Annotated in this window: 18 protein-coding genes and 1 tRNA gene; 1 reads left to right on the plus strand and 18 read right to left on the minus strand. The window is 61.2% G+C overall.

Translation table 11 applies throughout. From position 1 onward, the window contains the following. Positions 1-6 precede the first annotated feature (6 nt). The 16 genes from AC3IQ7_RS21395 to rpsO form a co-directional block, all read right to left on the minus strand. Entirely contained in the window at positions 7-1,260 is a 1,254-nt protein-coding gene (locus AC3IQ7_RS21395) for an NADH-quinone oxidoreductase subunit D (protein WP_034749992.1), read from the minus strand. After that, the gene (locus AC3IQ7_RS21400; protein ID WP_489207268.1) at positions 1,260-1,853 is read right to left on the minus strand and encodes an NADH-quinone oxidoreductase subunit C; all 594 of its coding nucleotides are present in this window, start codon (positions 1,851-1,853) and stop codon (positions 1,260-1,262) included. Before AC3IQ7_RS21400 ends, AC3IQ7_RS21395 begins: the two co-directional genes overlap by 1 nt. 17 nt (positions 1,854-1,870) lie before the next feature. Then, complete coding sequence (locus AC3IQ7_RS21405; RefSeq protein ID WP_010399733.1) at positions 1,871-2,347, minus strand: NuoB/complex I 20 kDa subunit family protein; 477 nt, start codon at positions 2,345-2,347, stop codon at positions 1,871-1,873. A gap of 3 nt (positions 2,348-2,350) precedes the next feature. Beyond that, positions 2,351-2,710 (minus strand): NADH-quinone oxidoreductase subunit A, encoded by a 360-nt coding sequence (locus AC3IQ7_RS21410; protein ID WP_010399734.1) that lies wholly within the window; start codon positions 2,708-2,710, stop codon positions 2,351-2,353. Between the two features lie 177 nt (positions 2,711-2,887). Further along, a tRNA-Leu gene (locus tag AC3IQ7_RS21415) sits at positions 2,888-2,972 on the minus strand. Between the two features lie 191 nt (positions 2,973-3,163). Continuing rightward, positions 3,164-3,565 carry a preprotein translocase subunit SecG gene (secG, locus tag AC3IQ7_RS21420; protein WP_035820525.1) on the minus strand — a complete coding sequence of 134 codons (402 nt, stop codon included), beginning with the start codon at positions 3,563-3,565 and terminating at the stop codon, positions 3,164-3,166. A 28-nt stretch (positions 3,566-3,593) separates the two neighbouring features. Beyond that, positions 3,594-4,343, minus strand: a complete 750-nt coding sequence (tpiA, locus tag AC3IQ7_RS21425) for a triose-phosphate isomerase (RefSeq protein WP_099378292.1) — start codon at positions 4,341-4,343, stop codon at positions 3,594-3,596. 72 nt (positions 4,344-4,415) lie between these two features. Further along, the gene (locus tag AC3IQ7_RS21430) at positions 4,416-5,396 is read right to left on the minus strand and encodes an NAD(P)H-quinone oxidoreductase (protein ID WP_099378291.1); all 981 of its coding nucleotides are present in this window, start codon (positions 5,394-5,396) and stop codon (positions 4,416-4,418) included. 70 nt (positions 5,397-5,466) lie between these two features. Beyond that, the gene (locus tag AC3IQ7_RS21435) at positions 5,467-6,075 is read right to left on the minus strand and encodes a tetratricopeptide repeat protein (RefSeq protein ID WP_099378290.1); all 609 of its coding nucleotides are present in this window, start codon (positions 6,073-6,075) and stop codon (positions 5,467-5,469) included. Between the two features lie 62 nt (positions 6,076-6,137). Beyond that, complete coding sequence (locus AC3IQ7_RS21440; protein WP_099378289.1) at positions 6,138-6,899, minus strand: GIN domain-containing protein; 762 nt, start codon at positions 6,897-6,899, stop codon at positions 6,138-6,140. Between the two features lie 109 nt (positions 6,900-7,008). Next, a complete protein-coding gene (locus tag AC3IQ7_RS21445) occupies positions 7,009-7,218 on the minus strand; it encodes a hypothetical protein (protein ID WP_322428254.1) in 210 nt (69 codons plus the stop codon). Positions 7,219-7,371: 153 nt separating this feature from the next. Then, the gene (locus AC3IQ7_RS21450; RefSeq protein ID WP_489207269.1) at positions 7,372-9,321 is read right to left on the minus strand and encodes a methyl-accepting chemotaxis protein; all 1,950 of its coding nucleotides are present in this window, start codon (positions 9,319-9,321) and stop codon (positions 7,372-7,374) included. 121 nt (positions 9,322-9,442) lie between these two features. Beyond that, positions 9,443-9,739: a hypothetical protein gene (locus AC3IQ7_RS21455; RefSeq protein ID WP_099378287.1), complete on the minus strand. Its 297-nt coding sequence runs from the start codon at positions 9,737-9,739 to the stop codon at positions 9,443-9,445. A gap of 9 nt (positions 9,740-9,748) precedes the next feature. Further along, positions 9,749-10,444 carry a hypothetical protein gene (locus AC3IQ7_RS21460; protein WP_489207270.1) on the minus strand — a complete coding sequence of 232 codons (696 nt, stop codon included), beginning with the start codon at positions 10,442-10,444 and terminating at the stop codon, positions 9,749-9,751. A 214-nt stretch (positions 10,445-10,658) separates the two neighbouring features. Then, positions 10,659-12,776, minus strand: a complete 2,118-nt coding sequence (pnp, locus tag AC3IQ7_RS21465) for a polyribonucleotide nucleotidyltransferase (protein WP_010399742.1) — start codon at positions 12,774-12,776, stop codon at positions 10,659-10,661. Positions 12,777-12,996: 220 nt separating this feature from the next. Next, a complete protein-coding gene (gene rpsO / locus AC3IQ7_RS21470; protein ID WP_010399743.1) occupies positions 12,997-13,266 on the minus strand; it encodes a 30S ribosomal protein S15 in 270 nt (89 codons plus the stop codon). Between the two features lie 185 nt (positions 13,267-13,451). Here rpsO and bamE point away from each other — a divergent pair, with 185 nt between their 5' ends. After that, positions 13,452-13,949: an outer membrane protein assembly factor BamE domain-containing protein gene (gene bamE, locus AC3IQ7_RS21475; RefSeq protein WP_099400375.1), complete on the plus strand. Its 498-nt coding sequence runs from the start codon at positions 13,452-13,454 to the stop codon at positions 13,947-13,949. Positions 13,950-13,960: 11 nt separating this feature from the next. Here the strand turns inward: bamE and AC3IQ7_RS21480 are convergent, their stop codons facing one another. Further along, positions 13,961-15,505 carry a 2-isopropylmalate synthase gene (locus AC3IQ7_RS21480; protein WP_489207271.1) on the minus strand — a complete coding sequence of 515 codons (1,545 nt, stop codon included), beginning with the start codon at positions 15,503-15,505 and terminating at the stop codon, positions 13,961-13,963. Positions 15,506-15,553: 48 nt separating this feature from the next. After that, complete coding sequence (gene pssA, locus AC3IQ7_RS21485) at positions 15,554-16,405, minus strand: CDP-diacylglycerol--serine O-phosphatidyltransferase (RefSeq protein WP_086136413.1); 852 nt, start codon at positions 16,403-16,405, stop codon at positions 15,554-15,556. Between the last annotated feature and the right edge of the window lie 154 nt (positions 16,406-16,559).

Below are 16,559 nucleotides of genomic sequence, written 5' to 3' on the forward strand. Positions count from 1 at the left end.
TGCCTCTTAGCGGTCAATACTGCCGAACACGATATCTTGCGTCCCGATGATGGTCACGGCGTCGGCAAGCATGTGCCCACGCGCCATCTCGTCGAGCGACTGCAAGTGGGCGTAGTCTGGCGCGCGCAATTTCATGCGGTACGGCTTGTTGGCGCCATCGGACACCAGGTACACGCCGAACTCGCCCTTCGGATGTTCCACGGCGCTGTAGGCCTCGCCTGGCGGCACGTGGAAACCTTCCGTGAACAGCTTGAAGTGGTGAATCAGCGATTCCATGTTGGTCTTCATGTCGACGCGGCCCGGAGGCGCCACCTTGCGGTTGCTGGTCATCACAGGACCTTCATTGTTGCGCAGCCACTCCACGCATTGCTTGATGATGCGGTTCGACTGGCGCAGTTCTTCCACGCGGACCAGGTAGCGGTCGTAGCAATCGCCGTTGGTGCCGATAGGAATGTCGAAGTCCATCAGGTCGTACACTTCGTACGGCTGTTTCTTGCGCAAGTCCCACTGCACGCCCGAGCCGCGCAGCATGGCGCCCGTAAAGCCCATGGCCAGCGCATCTTCCGGCGAGACCACGCCGATGCCGACGGTACGCTGTTTCCAGATACGGTTGTCGGTCAGCAGGGTTTCGTACTCGTCCACGGAATTCGGGAAACGGCGCGCGAAGTCTTCGATGAAGTCCAGCAGGGAACCCTGGCGGTTTTCATTGAGTTTGCCGATGGCCTTGGCGTTGCGGATGATCGACGCCTTGTGCTGCGGCATCGCGTCCGGCAGGTCGCGGTACACGCCGCCCGGACGGTAGTAGGCCGCGTGCATGCGCGCGCCCGAGACTGCCTCGTAGGCGTCGAACAAGTCTTCGCGGTCGCGGAAGCAATACAGGAACGGGCCCATGGCGCCAACGTCCAGCGCGTGGGTGCCGAGCCACATCAGGTGATTCAGGATGCGCGTCATCTCGTCGAACATGACGCGGATGTATTGCGCGCGCAGCGGCACTTCCAGGCCCAGCATCTTTTCGATGGCCATCACGTACGCATGTTCATTGCACATCATCGACACATAGTCGAGACGGTCCATGTACGGCACGGATTGCAAATAGGTCTTCTGTTCGGCCAGCTTTTCGGTGGCGCGGTGCAGCAGGCCGATATGCGGGTCGGCGCGCTGGATGACTTCGCCATCCATCTCCAGCACCAGGCGCAGCACACCGTGCGCGGCCGGATGCTGTGGCCCAAAGTTCAGGGTGTAGTTCTTAATCTCAGCCATTATTTCATCCCGTAATGTTCTTCGCGGATCACGCGCGGCACGTTTTCCCGCGGCTCGATCGTCACGGGCTGGTAAATCACGCGCTTTTGTTCCGGATCGTAACGCATCTCGACATAACCGGAGACGGGGAAATCCTTGCGGAACGGATGGCCGATGAAACCGTAGTCGGTCAGCAGGCGGCGCAAGTCGTTGTGGCCTTCGAAGAGGATGCCCAGCAGGTCGAATGCTTCGCGCTCGTACCAGTTGACGGCGCGCCAGATGCTCACCACGGAGGGCAGCAGCGGCATGTCGTCGTCCGGCGCGAACACGCGCACGCGCACGCGCCAGTTGTGCTTGACCGACAGCAAGTGCGAGACGGCCGCGAAACGCAGGCCATCCCAGCTACCGTCGCCATAGGTCGAGTAGTCGACGCCGCACAGGTCGAGCATTTGCTCGAAATGCAGGGTCGGATCGTCGCGCAGGGTCTGCATCACGGCCAGGTAGTCCTCGGCCTTGACGACCAGAGTGACTTCGCCCAGCGCAACCGTCGTGCTAACGCGATCGCCCAGGGCAGTGCCGAGGGCGTTTTGCAATACTTCTAAATGTGTTGTCATAATCTGAAGCGGCCCGGTTAGCGTGCGATCGTGCTGGTACGCTTGATCTTGTTCTGCAACTGCATGATGCCGTACAGCAAGGCTTCAGCGGTCGGAGGACAGCCAGGCACATACACGTCGACGGGCACGATGCGGTCGCAACCGCGCACCACGGAATAGGAGTAATGGTAGTACCCGCCGCCATTGGCGCAGGAACCCATCGAGATAACCCAGCGTGGCTCCGCCATCTGGTCGTAGACCTTGCGCAGGGCCGGCGCCATCTTGTTGCACAGGGTGCCGGCAACGATCATGACGTCGGACTGACGCGGCGACGGACGAAACACGACGCCGAAACGGTCCATATCGTAGCGGGCAGCGCCCACATGCATCATTTCGACCGCACAGCAGGCCAGACCGAACGTCATCGGGAACATAGACCCGGTGCGCGCCCAGTTGATCAGCTTGTCGGCCGAGGTGGTGATGAAACCTTCGCTTAATACGCCTTCAATAGCCATGGCTTATTCCCAGTCAAGGGCACCTTTCTTCCAAATGTACCAAAATCCGACCACGAATTCAGCGATGAACACCATCATCGTGACGAAACCGGCCCAGCCCAGGTCGCGCATTGCAACGCCCCATGGGAAAAAGAATGCCGTTTCCAGATCGAACAAAATAAACAGGATTGCGACCAGATAGTAGCGCACATCAAATTTCATGCGCGCGTCTTCGAATGCTTCAAAGCCACATTCGTACGGGGAGAGTTTTGCTGCGTCAGGCTTGTTAGGACCTAACAGGCGCCCCAGGAGCTGGGGAGCGATACCGACACCAAGGCCGATAATAATGAACAGCAGGACGGGGAAGTAATTTTCGAGGTTCACGATTGATGAGCTTATATTGAACGATCGGTTAAATGAGGACGCTGCGATCATTTGCAGCGTATCTAACGCACGATCCCAATCAAAGCTAAGACCAGGATCGAACGACACATCCTCGTAAAAAAAGCCAGCAACTTTGTACGAGCCATGGCTCGTGCGCCGTTGCTGGCTTCTGATTTCTGGTGCCGACGACGAGACTCGAACTCGTACAGCTTGCGCCACTACCCCCTCAAGATAGCGTGTCTACCAATTTCACCACGTCGGCGGTAAGGCCCGTATTCTACTCTGCTTTGCCGCTAAAGTTAATGCACAAATGCATCAAAACACAGATAAAAACGATAAATTTTTACATCTTCCAGCGCGTCACGATTTTTTCCTGCCGCGCTGCTGAAACATTGAGCAATAATCTGCCCGTAATGAGAATTACTCTCGATGAGGTATCGAGCTGAACCAGAATTACTTCGGAATCGCGCCGGCTGGGGTGCTGGCAACCGGTGCCGCCGCTGCCGGAGCGCTGGCTGCCGGCGCCGCAGGTACCGTCGTCGGGATCGCGCCCGCGCCGGTGACCGGCACTGGTTTGACGACTTTATCCATCACGCCGCCGCCGACCGTCGTGGCGCGCTGATTCGCCATCAGCGACAGGGCCAGGGTGGCGCCGAAGAAGATCGCGGCGGCAACGCCCGTCGATTTCGACATGAAGTTCGACGAACCCGTCGCACCGAACAGGCTGCCCGAGGCGCCCGAACCGAAGGCGGCGCCCATGTCGGCGCCCTTACCGTGCTGCAACAACACCAGCGCGATAATCGACAATGCCGAAATAACCTGTACTACCACTACCAGATTGAACATCATGTTCATTGCAATTCCATTCTTAGTTTAAAGTAATTCAATCAGCGGCGTGAATAATCGCCAGGAAATCCGCCGCCTTCAATGCTGCGCCACCGATCAGACCGCCATCGATATCCGGCATCGCCATCAATTCTTTTGCGTTCTCCGGCTTCATGCTGCCGCCGTACAGGATTTGCACGCCGGTCGCTGCTACCGCATTCTTTGCCACCAGCTGGGCGCGCAATACCTGATGCACGTCCTGCGCCATTTGCGGCGTGGCCGTCTTGCCCGTGCCGATGGCCCAGACTGGCTCATAGGCCAGCACCAGTTTCGCCACGTCGTCGGCGGAAATCGCCGCCAGCACGGCGCCCAGTTGCTGCGCCACCACGGCATTGGTCTGGCCCGCTTCGCGCTGCGCCAGGGTTTCGCCGATGCAGACGATAGGCGTGATGCCCGCCGCCAGCGCCGCAACCGTCTTGGCCGCCACCTGCGCATCGCTCTCGCCATGGTAGGCGCGGCGCTCGGAATGCCCGATCACCACATAGCCGCAGCCAAAATCCTGCAGCATGGCGGTCGAGATTTCTCCCGTGTAGGCGCCGCTGGCGTGCGCCGAGACATCCTGCGCACCCCAACCAATGGCCGTGCCTGCCAATTGCGCCTGGCACTGCGCCAGATACGGCGCAGGCACACAGACGGCGCTGGCGGCGCCAGAGGCAGCCAGGCCAGCAACTATTTCAGACAATAACACCGCGTTCGAGGTGCGACTGCCGTTCATTTTCCAATTTCCGACGACGAGTTTGCGACGCATAGTAGCCTAAATTCTAATAACCCGTCATTCTAACTCCGGCACCGATGCCGGTCAAACAGGCAGTGCCCCGTTTCAAACAACTTGCAACATGATCTTGCCCACGTGTGTGCTCGCCTCCATCAAGGCATGCGCCTCGTTGGCTTTTTCCAACGGGAAAGTTTTATAGATCACGGGCTTGATCTTGCCCGCCTCGATCAGCGGCCAGACGGTCGTGCGCAAATGGTTCGCGATGGCCGCCTTGAAGGCCACGGAACGGGGACGCAGGGTGGAACCCGTCACCGTCAGGCGGCGGCGCAGCAAGGTGCCCAGATCCAGCTCCGCCTTGGTGCCACCCTGCACGGCGATCAGGCCGATGCGGCCGTCGTCGGCCAGGCAGCTGATCTCGCGCGGCAGGTAGTCGCCGCCCACCATGTCGAGGATGACATCGACGCCCTTGCCATCGGTCAATTCCTTGACGACGGCGACGAAATCTTCCGTGCGGTAATTGATGCCCCGTTCGGCACCCAGCGCCTCGCAGGCGCGCGCCTTTTCGTCGCTGCCCGCCGTGGCGAAGACGCGATGCCCCAGGGCGGCCGCCAATTGAATGGCCGTCACGCCGATGCCGGACGTGCCGCCCTGCACCAATAACGTTTCACCATCGGCCAGCGCGCAGCGGTCGAAGACATTGCTCCAGACGGTAAAGAAATTTTCCGGCAGGGACGCACCTTCCATCGCCGTCAAACCTTGCGGCAGCGGCAGGCACTGGCCGGCGGGCGCGGCGCAGTATTCAGCATAGCCGCCGCCCTGCACCAGTGCACAGACCAGGTCGCCTTTTTTGAATTCAGTGTTACTGAAATCGCCATCGACGACTTCGCCCGCCACTTCCAGGCCCGGCAAGTCGGAGGCGCCGGCGGGCGGCGCATATTTGCCCAGGCGTTGCAGCACGTCGGGACGGTTGATGCCGGCCGCGTGCACCTTGATCAGCAGCTCTCCGGCTTTGAAGGCGGGAACGGGAGACTCGACGATCTGCAAAACGTCGGCGGGACCTGGCTGGCTGATGGCAACTGCACGCATGGCGGGACTCTTTCAAGGGAAAACGGCGATTGTACGCCAAGCCGCCCTCCCCTGCAGACCGCCGCCGCTCTTAACCGGCGCCCGTCTTCGACTGGCGCGGCAAGGGCGTGCCCGGCTTCCATTTCGCCGACAGGGCTTGCCCTTCCTCGACTTGCTCATGCGTCATCTTGCGCACCACGGCGGCGCGCTGGTCGGCCGCATTCGCGTTGCCATTCGCGGCCGCCAGATTCCACAGCATGTAGGCGATGACGTTGTCCTGCTGCACGCCGCCCATGTGGTAGCGGTACATCAGGCCCAGCACCTGCTGCGCTTCGGCATGGTTCTGCTCGGCCGCCTTGCGGAACCAGCCGACGGCCTGTTTATGGTCCTGCAGCACGGCGTTGCCCGTGTAATACATGGCGCCCACCACATACTGGGCGTCGGCCTTGCCCTGCTCGGCCGCCTTGCGGTGCCAGAACATGGCTTGCTTGTAATCCTGCGGCAAACCCCGTCCCATGTAATACATCAAGCCCAGCAAATGCTGGGCATCGGCGTTGCCGGTCTTAGCTAGTGGCAATATTTCCTTGTAGGCTAGCGTGTAATTCTTGTTGTTATAGGCACTGGCGCCTTCGGCGAAACCAGCCCGCGCGGGTAGCTGTATCGTCAACAGCATGAGTAAGGTAATGATCAGTTTTTTCATCGGAATGGGATGTGGTCTGACTACTTATTATTGTTCTGCCGAAGGCCTGTGGCAGGATGCTTTTACTTCCAGCTGACTTTGCCCAGGCCCTCGACGCTGACATCGCGGTTGGCTGGCTTGCCGTACACCACCACCGAACCGAGCCCGCTCAAGTTCAGCTTGGCATTCGTATGGGCATTCACCGTGGCGTTGCCAAGGCCGCTCAATTCCAGGTTGACGGCGTCGGCTTCGAATTGCTGCGCATTCAGGCTGCCCAGGCCGCCCAGGCTGGCTTTCAGGAGTCGTCCGCGTCCGCCCAGCACGACCGAGCCCGCGCCCTGCAAGTCCAGCTCGGCCCGCTCATTGTTGCCTATCCATAGTTGCATGCTGCCCACACCGCCCAGACTGGCATTCAGCTTGCGGTAGTCGCCCACCAGCTTGATGCTGCCCGCCCCTTCCAGCGACAGGGTCAGTTCCTCGCCCTTGAAACCCGTGATATCCGTGCTGCCAAAGCCTTCCGAACTGACTTCGCGCAAATTCGGCAGCACCAGGTCGGCGCGGATCGATGAAGGGCCGATCTTGAAGCCGCGCACTTCCGTTTCGATGTGCAGGGTATCACCGCTTTGCGCCGTGCTGACATCGGCGATATAGCGCTTGTCGGCCGTAATGCTCAGCGAAGGCACGTTGCCCTGGCGAATGCGTACTTCCATCACGCCATCGAGCTTGACGCGCACCACGCGGGCGTCGATGTTGCGCATTTCCAGCAGGCGGGTCTCGGCGGCCGCGCCGCGCACCAGGCCCAAAGTCGCCAGGAACAACAGCGCCAGTTGCAGTGTCTTTTTCATGTAGTGCATCCTCGGTATCTTGTTTTTATGTCTCGCGGCGCCCTCGTGGGGCTTGCGCGCATCGCCACTGGCTGCCACTGTAGCAGCAGCAAAAATTGCTGACAATCAATTATGCGAAACGGGCTTTTTCGGTAGCGCTCAGGCGCTTGGCCTTGACCACCACCACGTGCATGGCAGCCGTGTCCGCTGGCGCGGCCAGGGTGGCCGTGGAACTGGCCACTTGCAGGGCCGGGGCGGCCGGGGCAGTGGCGTAGCAGCTGGCGCCGAGCAGGATGGCGGCGGCAACGGCGATGACTTCCATGTTTTTAGCGACGTTCATGTGAATCTCCTCGGGTGTCTGGCAGTGGGCTTGCGGTATGGTGTGACTATAGCCATACCGCCCCCGGCAGACACGCCGATTGCGACGAACTGCGCTTTTGGCAGGCTGGCCTGACAAAAACGCGGATGAACGTGCAGATCGCTACTCGTCTTCTTAAAACTCTTCCCACTCGTCGGCGCCGGACTTGGCCGCCTTGACGGACTTGGCCGGCGACGGCGCGCGGACCGGCGCACGCGACGCAAGGACACGAACGGCTGGCTTCGCCTTGAGGCGCGTCACGGGCGCGGATGCCGCGGCAGGCGCATCACCCAGACGGAACATGCCGACGGCTTGCGCCAGATCCACGGCCTGTTCCTGCAGGCTTTCCGCGGCGGCGGCGGCTTGCTCGACGAGGGCCGCATTTTGCTGCGTCATGGTATCCATGTGCGTGACGGCCGTATTGATCTCGCCGATGCCGGCGCTCTGTTCGCGGCTGGCCACCGTGATCTCGCTCATGATGGTCGTCAATTGCTGCACCGATGCCACCACCTGGTCCATGGTCTGGCCCGCTTCATCGACAAGGCGCCCGCCGGCATCCACTTTCTCCACCGAATCGCCAATCAACTCCTTGATTTCCTTCGCCGCGCCAGCGGAGCGTTGCGCCAGGTTGCGCACTTCGGACGCCACGACGGCAAAGCCCCTGCCCTGCTCGCCCGCGCGCGCCGCCTCGACGGCCGCGTTCAGGGCGAGGATATTCGTCTGGAAGGCAATGCCGTCGATCACGCCGATGATGTCGACGATTTTGCGCGAGCTTTCCTGGATGCCGGCCATGGTGCCCACCACTTGCTGCACCACCCTGCCGCCCTTGGCCGCCACTTCCGAGGCGGACATGGCCAGCTCATTGGCCGCATGCGCGTTTTCCGCATTCTGCTTGACGGTCGACGTCAGCTCATCCATCGAACTGGCCGTTTCTTCCAGCGCACCCGCCTGCGCTTCCGTGCGCGAGGACAGGTCGGCATTGCCGGCGGCAATATCGGCCGATTCGCTGCGCACCAGGGTGCTGATGCTGCGGATCTGCACCAGCACGGTGGCAATCTTTTCGACGAACAAGTTAAATGCCTTGGCGATCTGCGCCAGCTCGTCCGAACCTTGCGCGTCGAGGCGGCTGGTCAGGTCGCCATCGCCCGTGGCGATCGCTTCCATCGCATCGCGCACCAAGCCCAGGCGGCGCAAGGCGCGCGCCACCAGCACGCTCAATACCGTGGCGGCCAGGGCCAGCACCAGCAAGGCCGTCAGGGCCGACGCGCGCAGCATGGAGGTCAATGCTTGCGTCGCTTCTGCGCGGTCGAGCACGGTAGCCAGCAGCCAGTCGCTGCCCGGCACTTTACTCACATGCAAGATGCCATTGCGTTCGCCCAGGCGGATGGCGGCGCCATCACCGCTCTTTTCGATATCGGCCAGCGCCTGCGCACTGAGGCCCGGATCCAGCTCGGCCAGCGGCTTCAGGGTCAGCTTGCCGTCCGGGTGGGCGATGATCTTGCCGCCGCCATCGACGAGGAAGGCATAGCTGGATGCCGTCGGCTTGATCGAGGCGACATTTTGCACCACCGCATCCATCATCACATCGGCCGCCATCACGCCCGTCACGCTGCCCTTGCCGCCCAGCGGCTCGGCAAACGTCACCACCAGCTTGCCCGTGCTGGCGCCGATGTAGGGCGCCGTGATGATGGGGCCGCCCACCTCGGACGCCAGCTTGTACCAGGGGCGCGCCGTAGGATCGTAGTCGGCCGCGCGCTTGCGCTCTTGCGAAAAGACGGCGTGCTTGTCGGCAAAACCGATATACGCCATGTCGAAGGTACCGGCCTGCTCGGCCGCCTTCAGGGCGGGCAGCGGATCGGCCGCCGTGGCGCCCTGCTTGAGCGAGCCCACGACGGCTTGCTTGGAACGCAGCCATTCGGCGATGGCCGCGGCATGGCTGTGCGACAACTGCAACATCTGCGTGTCGAGCGCGGCCAGGGTGCTGGAGCGCGTAGTGAAGAAATTGGCGATGGCGACGGCCAGCATGGCCAGCACGACGATGGAAACGGCGATGGCGATCAGCCGCGCCTTAAGGGAGGACAACATGGTGCATCCAATAAAAAAGAGAAAATCGGGAGGGATGCGCCATGGTCGATGAATAAGATTTTGTCGTCAAGCAATACTGACAGTCAATTACCCATAAACAACAATTGATACCATATATTAATTACAGCTCGCCGCGCAGCTTGCGCAAGGCTGGCGATTCGCCGCCCGTGGCCTCGATGCGGAAACGGGCAAATGCCTGCTCCAGCTCGGGGTACTGGCGCAAGCCGCCTTCCGTAAAATAACGCCCGCCGGGGATATCGCCCCACGGCAGGGGCGTCGTCAAGGCCCCGCTGCCCGCCAGTGCCAGCAGCGGCTCGAGCGCGCTGCGCAGGTCGGCCACCTCCCCGTCGGCCGACGCCAGGCGGGCCAGCCATTGTTCCAGTTCGGCGGCATGGGCTTGCAAACGTTGTTGATCCATTATCACTCCTCAATTCTTGATCGTGCCGATCAGCACGGGCGCCGACCACAGGCTGCGGTTGGGCAGCAGATATTGCTGTGCCCCGCCACGGCGCCGCACCAGCCCGCCCAGCTCTTGCGTCGGCGCCACCTGGCTGACGAACACGTTGACAGTCCCCTTGGGCATGATCTGATACACATCATACAGCGGCGCCTCGCTCTTCAAGGGCAATCCGAAACAGTCGGCCAGGCTGGCACACTGGCCCGAAGCCTGCTGCAATTGCGCGCTGGTGGTGAAATACGGCGAGTACGGCGACACATTCTGGCCATGCGGCACGATTTTTACCAGCGCGGCCGACATGGCTCGCACATCAGGCAAGGTGCTGCCGGAGGCGAGCTGCTCGACCGCGCGCGCGTAAATCGTCTCGGCCGGGGCGGCAGGATCGGCGGCGCGCAGTTCGCGCAGGAATTGCTGGCCCGGCGCGCTGTCCAGGTAGGGATCGATGGCTGCGCGCTGCAAGCCCGCCGTCTTGAAGGTGCTGAGGTCATTGATTTCGCGCGCATGCACGGCGCGCAAGGTGTCGAGGTCTTGCGCCGGCATGGCCGCGGACGCGGCGGCGATGGGGATGGGCAGCGGCACCGGCGTCGGTGCGTTGTCCAGCTGCGCCCGGACACCGGGCGCGACGGCAAGCAGAAAGGCGGCGGCCAGCCCACGGAATGTGCGCATGCTGCTTCTCCTTGGAAGACTCGTTCAGGGGAATATCCCCTCCCGAATCTACAAGGCGCGGCGGCGGCCGATACGCGCTGCATCAAGATCGATGCACAATCCGGCATCCACCTTCGATACAGCGCAAACAAGGCGCAAAAAAAACCGCCAGGGCTTGCGCGCTGGCGGTTTTGATCATGCGGCCGGGGCCGCAGTCAGGCGAATCTGAAGGAAATTAAGCGGCTGGCGCTTCGTTGCCTTCGGCAGCTTTCATCGACAGTTTCAGGCGGCCGCGGTCGTCCGTTTCCAGAACCTTGACGCGGACCAGCTGGCCTTCTTTCAGGTAGTCGGCCACGGCGTTGACGCGCTCGTTGGCGATCTGCGAAATGTGCAGCAAGCCGTCCTTGCCTGGCATGACTTGCACGATGGCGCCGAAGTCCAGCAGTTTCAGCACGGTGCCTTCGTAGGTCTTGCCCACTTCGACGGAAGCGGTCAGTTCTTCGATGCGGCGCTTGGCTTCCTGGCCGGCAGCAGCGTCAACGGAAGCGATGGTGACCACGCCTTCGTCGCTGATGTCGATCTGGGTGCCCGTCTCTTCGGTCAGCGCGCGGATCACGGCGCCGCCCTTGCCGATCACGTCACGGATTTTTTCCGGGTTGATCTTGATGGTGATCAGACGCGGTGCGAAATCGGACAGTTCGGTTTTGACGTGCGGCATGGCTTTTTGCATTTCGCCCAGGATGTGCTCGCGGCCTTCCTTGGCTTGCGCCAGTGCCACTTGCATGATTTCCTTGGTGATGCCCATGATCTTGATGTCCATCTGCAGCGCCGTGATACCGTTGCGGGTACCGGCTACCTTGAAGTCCATGTCGCCCAGGTGATCTTCGTCGCCCAGGATGTCGGACAGCACGGCAAACTTGCCGCCTTCCTTGATCAGGCCCATGGCGATACCTGCCACGTGTTCTTTCATCGGCACGCCGGCGTCCATCAGTGCCAGGCAGCCACCGCAGACGGAAGCCATCGACGAGGAACCGTTCGATTCCGTGATTTCCGATACCAGACGCACCGAGTAGCTGAACTCTTCAGCTGCCGGCAGGGCGGCGATCAGCGCGCGCTTGGCCAGGCGGCCGTGGCCGATTTCGCGGCGTTTCGGCGTACCGACACGGCCCGTTTCGCCGGTGGCGAACGGAGGCATGTTGTAATGCAGCATGAACGAATCGGTGAACTCGCCCATCAGTGCATCGATCTTCTGGCTGTCGCGGGCGGTGCCCAAAGTTGCCACGACCAGCGCTTGCGTTTCGCCGCGCGTGAACAGGGCCGAACCGTGGGTGCGTGGCAGCACGCTGGTGCGGATCGAGATCGGACGCACGGTGCGCGTGTCGCGGCCGTCGATGCGTGGCTCGCCGTCCAGGATTTGCGTACGCACGATTTTCGCTTCGATGTCGAACAGGATGTTGTTCACTTCAGCGCTATCGATGGACGCGCCGCCGGCAGCAGCCGCTTCAGCCGACAGGTCGGCGATCACTTCCGACGTTGCTGCTTTCAGCTTGGCCGTACGCTCTTGCTTGTCCTTGGTTTGATACGCGTCATTGATCTTGGCGTTGGCGAAATGCGCGACGCGGGCGATCAGTGCTTCGTTTTTCGGCGCAGGCGCCCATTCCACTTCCGGCTTGCCGCCGTCACGCACCAGGTCGTGAATCGCGTCGATGACGACTTTCATCTGGTCGTGGCCGAAGACCACGGCGCCCAGCATGATTTCTTCGGACAGCTGTTTCGCTTCCGATTCGACCATCAGCACGGCCGTTTCGGTACCGGCGACAACCAAGTCCATTTCCGACGTTTTCAGTTGCTGGACGGTCGGGTTCAGGATGTACTGGCCATTGGCGTAACCGACGCGCGCGGCGCCGATAGGACCGTTGAAAGGCACGCCCGATACGCACAGGGCAGCCGAAGCGCCGATCATGGCGGCGATGTCCGGATCGATTTCCGGGTTGACCGACAGCACGTGAATGATGACTTGCACTTCATTCAGGTAGCCTTCCGGGAACAGCGGACGGATAGGACGGTCGATCAAACGGGATGTCAGTGTTTCTTTTTCGGAAGGACGGCCTTCGCGCTTGAAAAAACCGCCCGGGATTTTACCGGCAGCATAGGTTTTCTCGACATAATCAACCGTCAAAGGGAAGAAATCCTGGCCTGGCTTGGCATCTTTGCGTGCCACTACCGTTGCCAGAACGACGGTATCTTCGATCGACACCAGCACTGCGCCGGATGCCTGACGTGCGATTTCGCCGGTTTCCAGGGTCACTTGGTGTTGACCGTACTGGAAGGTTTTCGTAACTTTGTTAAACATGGGGTATCCCTTTTCTAATTGCCGACAGATTTTCAGGGGCTGTCGTTCACCTCACCACAGGCGGCAGAAACATCGTTGCCACCTTTACTACTTTACTTTTAAAACATGATATCGGTAGAGAATACTGCACTTACCGATAAAAATCCGGAATTCAAATGACAAAATGCCCGCGTCAGCGAACTGGCGCAGGCATTTCTGTATAAACCTTGTACGGCAAAAATTACTTGCGCAGACCAAGTTTAGCGATCAGGTCGCGATAACGGGTAGCGTCTTTAGCCTTCAGGTAGGACAACAGGCTCTTACGACGGTTGACCATCATGATCAGGCCGCGGCGGGAGTGGTGATCTTTCGAGTGGGCTTTGAAGTGGCCGTTCAGTTCGTTGATGCGAGCTGTCAGCAGTGCAACTTGCACTTCAGGGGAGCCGGTGTCGTTTTGACCACGTGCGTTGTCCGCGATGATAGCGGCTTTGTTGATGTTTTCTACTGTCATGATAAACCTTTCACATGCGGTGCACAGAGTCTGAACCCTATCCACCGTGAACTACGATTATTAAAATACTGGCCTATGCTGCCAACCAGACGCGCAAGTATATCGGAAAAATGCCCGCCTGTATCCTGCCGTGCGCGCTTTTCTCGGTGCATGATAGGGTTTTCCTGCATTTCAGGAGGTCAACCATGAAAAAACTGCTCAAATCAGCAACACCGCTGCTGTTTGCCGTGCTGGCCGGCTGCGCCAGCTGGAACGTCCCGCCGCCGCAGCCGGGTGAAGCGCGCGCCGCCGTGGAAGCGCGCCTGGGCCGGCCAAGCAATATCTATCAACTGCCCACGGGTGCGGAACTCGAATACGCGACGGGTCCGTACGGCCAGTACACGTATATGGCCCGCTTCGGCCCCGACGACAAGTTGATTTCCTACGAGCAAGTGCTCGACACGCCCGGCTTTGCCCGCATCAAGGTGGGCGTGTCGACCCAGCAAGACGTGCTGCACACCCTGGGCCGCCCGACGGAAACCTCGTATCTGTCGCTGCCGAAACTGCACGTCTGGTCTTACCGCTACAAGGAATCGGGCGTGTGGGATTCCATGATGCACGTGCACTTCGACCATGACGGCATCGTGCGCATGATGATGAACGGACCCGATCCGGCCAAGGAAGAGCGGCGCTTCTTCTGGTAGTTAGCGCCCCCTCACGGCTGGGGATCGATCCGCTCATCCTTGGCGTGTAATTTGTTCAATGCCGACAAATACGCCTTGGCCGACGCCACGATGATGTCCGGGTCGGCGCCCACGCCGTTGACGATGCGCCCGTCGCGCGACAGCCGCATCGTCACTTCGCCCTGCGACTGCGTGCCCGTGCTGATGGCATTGACGGAGAACAAGACCAGCTCCGCGCCGCTGGCGGCCGCGCTTTCGATGGCGTTCACCGTCGCGTCGACGGGGCCGTCGCCCTGCCCTTCGCAGCTGCGCTGCACGCCGCCGACGAGAAATTCCACGCGCGCATGGGGCACGGCGCCCGTCGTCGACTGCTGTGTCAGGGAAATGAAACGGTAGTGCTCACTCTCCTGCGCCTGCTGTTCCTCGCTGACGAGGGCCATGATGTCTTCGTCGAAAATCTCGGATTTCCGGTCCGCCAGCTCCTTGAAGCGCAGGAAAGCCGCGTTGACTTCCCCCTCGGATTCCAGCGCGATACCCAGCTCGTGCAGCCGCTGCTTGAAGGCATTGCGCCCCGACAGTTTGCCGAGGACGATCTTGTTGGCCGTCCAGCCCACGTCTTCGGCACGCATGATTTCATACGTTTCCCTCGCCTTCAAGATGCCGTCCTGGTGGATGCCGGACGCGTGCGCGAAGGCGTTCGCGCCGACGACGGCCTTGTTCGGCTGCACGGCAAAACCCGTGATCTGCGACACCATTTTGGACGCGGCCACGATCTGCGTCGTATCGATGCCCACCGTCAGGTTGTAATAGGCGGCGCGCGTGCGCAGCGCCATCACCACCTCTTCCAGCGCCGTGTTGCCGGCCCGCTCACCAAGGCCATTGACGGTACACTCGATCTGCCGCGCGCCGCCGATCATGACGCCGGCCAGCGAATTGGCCACAGCCAGGCCCAGGTCGTTATGACAATGGACAGACCAGATGGCTTTATCGGAGTTTGATATGCGTTCGCGCAAGCGCTTGATGGTGGCGCCAAAGATTTCCGGCACGGCATAACCCACGGTATCGGGGAAATTGATGGTGGTGGCGCCCTCGGCGATCACGCCTTCCAGCACGCGGCAGAGAAAATCCTCGTCCGAGCGGCTGCCGTCTTCGGGGCTGAATTCGATATCGTCCGTGAACTGGCGCGCGTAGCGCACGGCGTTTTGCGCCTGCGTAAGCACTTGCTCTGGCGTCATGCGCAGCTTGATCTGCATGTGCAGGGGCGAGGTGGCGATAAACGTGTGGATGCGCTTGCGCTCGGCCGGCTGCAGCGCTTCGGCGGCGCGGGCGATGTCGCGGTCGTTGGCGCGCGACAGCGAGCAGATGGTGGACTCGCGCACGGCGCCGGCAATCGCCCGTATCGATTCGAAGTCGCCCTGCGAGGCGGCGGCGAAGCCCGCTTCGATCACGTCGACCTTCAGGCGTTCGAGCTGCTTGGCGATGCGCAGCTTTTCCTCGCGCGTCATGGAAGCGCCCGGCGATTGCTCGCCGTCGCGCAAGGTGGTGTCAAAAATGATGAGTCGGTTGCTGGTGCTCATGGCTGCTCCTGGCTGGCTGAAGACTGGCGACGCTACCGACTCAGCGCATCAATGCTCGGGGTCGGTCTGGATGATGCTGACGGGCTTGCCCTTCGCCATGCGCCAGAAAAACACGGCGTAGCCGGACAGGCCATAGGCGACGAAAATCGGGAACAGCACTTTCGGCGGGTCGATGGAAATGAGCGCGAAGAACAATGCCAGCAGGAATACCACGATGAAGGGCACGGACTTGCGGAAATTCACATCCTTGAAACTGTAGAACGGCACGTTGGTGACCATCGTCAAGCCGGAGAACAGGGCGATCGTCCACGAGACCCAGGCCAGCTGGTTGCCGGCAAATTCCAGGTCGTTCATCAGCAGGATGAAGCCGGCCACCATGGCGGCGGCCGCCGGGCTGGGCAAGCCCTGGAAGAAGCGCTTGTCGACCACGGCGATATTCGTGTTGAAGCGGGCCAGGCGCAAGGCGGCGCCGGCGCAATACACGAAGGCGGCCAGCCAGCCCAGCTTGCCCATGCCGCGCAGCGACCATTCATAGATCACCAGCGCCGGCGCGGCGCCGAACGAGACCATGTCGGACAGGCTGTCGTACTGGGCGCCGAATTCGCTCTGCGTATTCGTCAGGCGCGCGATGCGGCCGTCGAGGCCGTCGAGGATCATGGCGATGAAGATGGCCCAGGCCGCGTGTTCGAATTTCTGGTTCATGGCCATGACGATGGCGTAGAAGCCGCAAAACAGGGCTGCCGTCGTGAAGGCATTCGGCAACAGATAGATGCCGCGGCGGCGCAAGGTTTTCTTGCCAGTACCATCGGTCACCGGCTGGCGCACGAATTTGCTGAAGCGGGACGCTTTGGATGCTGCGGGAGTGCCGTTCTTGCCTCTACGACGGGGGAAGTTTGCCATGTTGTTCCATATCTTGTGTACTGCGGGGGATTCGGTGCCAGATGGCAGGCGCATTCGTCTTGCGGCATGCGCCTGCCGATGTTGCCATTATAGAGGAGCCACCGCCAAAGAAAAGCGCGGCGGCGTCAAGCCGGCAATATTGACGCCTGCTCAA

This window comes from Janthinobacterium sp. GL_088 (assembly GCF_057837845.1).